This window comes from Frankia canadensis (genome assembly GCF_900197875.1).
In the GTDB taxonomy this organism is placed as follows: domain Bacteria; phylum Actinomycetota; class Actinomycetes; order Frankiales; family Frankiaceae; genus Frankia; species Frankia canadensis.
This window is the reverse complement of record NZ_FZMO01000336.1, coordinates 1-3,260: the sequence shown is the minus strand read 5'-3', so window position 1 is coordinate 3,260 and position 3,260 is coordinate 1. Positions and strand designations below refer to the sequence as shown.

Annotated in this window: 3 protein-coding genes and 1 pseudogene; 3 read left to right on the top strand and 1 reads right to left on the bottom strand. The window is 63.2% G+C overall.

Features of this window, described 5'->3' with window-relative positions:
* Nucleotides 1–84: 84 nt before the first annotated feature.
* Complete coding sequence (locus C1A33_RS38105) at nt 85–546, top strand: CRISPR-associated endonuclease Cas1 (RefSeq protein ID WP_165818550.1); 462 nt, start codon at nt 85–87, stop codon at nt 544–546.
* Here C1A33_RS38105 and C1A33_RS23025 read toward each other — a convergent pair.
* Nucleotides 482–1,660, bottom strand: a complete 1,179-nt coding sequence (locus C1A33_RS23025) for an ISAs1 family transposase (RefSeq protein ID WP_101833450.1) — start codon at nt 1,658–1,660, stop codon at nt 482–484. The genes C1A33_RS38105 and C1A33_RS23025 overlap by 65 nt on opposite strands.
* Before the next feature lie 314 nt (nt 1,661–1,974).
* Between C1A33_RS23025 and cas1 the strand changes: the two are divergent.
* A pseudogene (gene cas1 / locus C1A33_RS23020) lies at nt 1,975–2,499 on the top strand (CRISPR-associated endonuclease Cas1); the annotation flags it as partial.
* Between the two features lie 58 nt (nt 2,500–2,557).
* The gene (gene cas2 / locus C1A33_RS23015; RefSeq protein ID WP_165818549.1) at nt 2,558–2,836 is read left to right on the top strand and encodes a CRISPR-associated endonuclease Cas2; all 279 of its coding nucleotides are present in this window, start codon (nt 2,558–2,560) and stop codon (nt 2,834–2,836) included.
* Nucleotides 2,837–3,260: the final 424 nt, after the last annotated feature.

The window sequence follows — 3,260 nt, the reverse complement described above, 5'->3', positions numbered from 1 at the left end:
TTCGTCCTGGAACAGGAAGGAATCTAAAAAAACCAACTTTGAAAATGCTCACTGCTGCGGCTGTCGCTTCGCCGCATCCGGCAGGTGATTTGCTATGGTCGGATCTCTCTGACCACACCGTTCCTGCACCAGGCAGCGGAGCGTGGAATTGAAGTCGTTCTCCTTACGGAGACCGGCGGCCTTGGCGCCCGGCTCGCGAGTCCGACGACAAGCGATCCTCAGATCCGCCGTGCCCAGTATACAGTTGCAGACAACCCTGCCCGCTCTCTGCTCGTCGCCGCTGGTTTTGTTACCGGAAAACTCCTGAACATGCGGGAAGCTGTGTTGCGGGCCGCGGATGCCGAGGACGCTGAGGCGCTCGACGACGCGCGGTCCATCGATAGCCTGGCTGATCGGGTATCCGCCGTCGACGACGCCCATGAACTGCTCGGCCTTGAGGGCAGGGCTGCGCGAAGATCGCTTTACGTGACGATCTGTTGCTCTAAGTGGCCAGGTAGTGGAGTGCCCGCTGGCGGTCCGCGGCGATGTGTTCGAGGGTTTCCTTGATCTTTCGGACGCCGTGGAGGCGGAGGAGACCCAGGGCGAGGTTGCGGATGGTGGCGAGGTTTCTGGGCCCGTTTCCTCGGGAGGCGTGGCAGGCGTCCTCGCGCCATGCGGTGTCGCGGATGTAGTGGAGGCGGTTCTCGATTCCCCAGTGCAGGCGCACATGAGTGTGGATGGCTGCCGGGGTGGCGCGTTCACCGCGCAGGCTACTGACGATAAAGGCGTATTCCTTTGTGGTTCTGTTTCCTTCGAGATCGAATTCCTCGCGGCGGATGATGGCGATGGTGCGGGCGAACGGGAAGCGGAAGCCGGTGGCGTCGGTGGTCCAGATTGACCATCGTCTGACGCGGCCGTGCGATCGTTCCTCTTCCTCGTGTTCTGGCGTTTCCTGGAGTAGCGGGAGGCAACGCCTGAAAATGTCCTGGTGGAGTTTCGGCTGATTTCCCTTGACAGTTAGGACGTAGTCGATTCCGCGTTTTCTGAGGAGGATGGCGGTCCTGAACTGCGTGTGGGCCGCGTCCGCTGTGGCGATCGTCCGCCCGCGGGTGTGGCGGAGGTTCTTCACGAGGTTGTCGACCTGCGTGATCTCGTTGGTGTCGTCGGGGACCAGGGTCTGCGCGACGACGGTGCCCTCGGCGTGGGTCATGGCGGCGAACAGCTTGACCTGCTTGTTCTCGTCGGTCCATGCGCCGCGCAGGACCTTGCCGTCCAGTGCGATCACGAGGTCGCCGCTCTGGTCGCGGGTCGCGCATTCGTGAATCCAGGCGCAGGTGACCAGGTCGAGCAGGTCGGCGTCGACGTTGGTGAGAACTTCCCGGATGGTCGACTCGCTCGGTGTCGCGTGGGCGCCGGAGAAATGGTCGTAGGGTGCGCCGAGCTGGGTGAGTAGGCCTTGTGGGAGGTCGGCCGCGCGTCTTCCGATCTGGCGGTAGCCGGTGGCGCCCGCCAGCGTCGCGATGAGCGCGACGGCGAGCACGAAATGCAGGTCGTAGACCTTCCCGCGGTCAGCGCGGAAGTCTTTTACCTGGCGCAGCATCTCGAGAAGTCGCGCGACTTTCTCGTCGGTGGCCTGGTCATGGCCGTTCGACAGCGTGGCGCCGGTCTGGCATGATGGCACGCGGTGGCCTTCTTGGTCGGGTTTTGTTTGGTCGCGCTTTCATCATCCGACCGGAAGGCCACTTCCGCCACTACGGCTGGCCATGTTTTCGTTAATTCGGCGGCCGAGATTTCTCCGGTGAGGCTCTACGCCGTATCCGCAGAATTCTTCCGGGTGTGTGGCTTGGTGCGCGCGGCCCATCCCGAGCAAGTGTGGCGGAATCGCGTCCAACACGCGCCGCCCCCGTGCAGGGCACCTTGATGCGTCCCAGAACGTGGCTACGGAACGTCACTGATCGCAGCCTGGAGTGATCTCCGCGCAGCCTTGGCCTTGAGGGTGCTGCTTCCCGCGCCTACTTCATGAATCTTGCCCGTAGTCTCGATCCATCCTGGGGATTTGCCGCGCGGATTCGCCGCCCACCGCCGGACCCGATAAATGCGATGCTTTCCTACGGGTACACCCTTCCCGCAAATGAGGCGGTGGCTGCTGCTGAGACGGCCGGTTTGGATCCGATGGTCGGCCTGCTGCACCGTCATCGCTGGGGCCGACCGGCACTCGCTCTCGACCTGATGGAGGAATTTCGCCCGCTCACCGTGGATGTCGTGGTTCGACGCCTGGTCAGTACCGGGCAGGTTCGCCCCGAGCAATTTGATCAGGTCCCGGCATCCGGGACACGTATGAATGGTGACGCCCGTGCAGCCTTTCTTGCGGCCTATGAGCGAAGGATGTTGACGCTCACCACCCACCAGCCCAGCGGGCGTCGGGTCTCCTACCGGGTCGTCTTGTCGCTGCAAGCAAAGTCCTTGGGGCGAAGCCTCCTTGATCCGTCGGCGCGCTATGAACCGCATCTCCGTCGGTAGCCTCTCGCGTCCCTTGCGGGACGTGATATCGATCGTATCAAGGAGGTAAAGACCTGTGATGCTTATGATTTGTTACGACATCACCGACGATGCTCGCCGCGAGGACGTGGCCGCCCTACTGTCCGGCTACGGACCGCGCGTGCAACTGTCGGTCTTCGAGTGCGAGGTACCCGGTGCTGATGGGGCCCGCGAGTTGCGAGCTGCTCTCCGTCAACGGATCGACCCGCTGGTCGATCAAGTGCGGATCTACCCGATGACCCAGGCCACCTTCAGCGAGCGGTACCTCCTCGGCGCCCGCACCGTCGAGGAGCGCGCCGACTACTGGATCGTCCGTTGACGTGTCTACGTACCGGGGTGGGGTATGCTGTTGGTGGCACATGACCTGTGTGGCGCGCCGCATTCGATCACGGTCCGTGCGACACGTGAAAGTGCTGCTAGAGGAGCATATCGATCATCACTAAGGCATCGTCCATCGGACGCGTGGTCGACTATCGTGCGAGGTTCGTTCCCGATACCCCCAACCCCGCAGGTCGCCGCCATCGTGGTGCCGGTTGCCCCCGCTAGCCCCAGCCCGATCATGAGGGCATAGAAACACGGAGGCGAGGAGGGTGAGCGCGGCCACGCGCGGGAACCCGCTAGCCCCAGCCCGATCATGAGGGCATAGAAACTCCAGTCTGCTCACCGAAGAGCAGCTCAAGCTCGCCGCCCCGCTAGCCCCAGCCCGATCATGAGGGCATAGAAACACCTTGGCGGGACCCGAC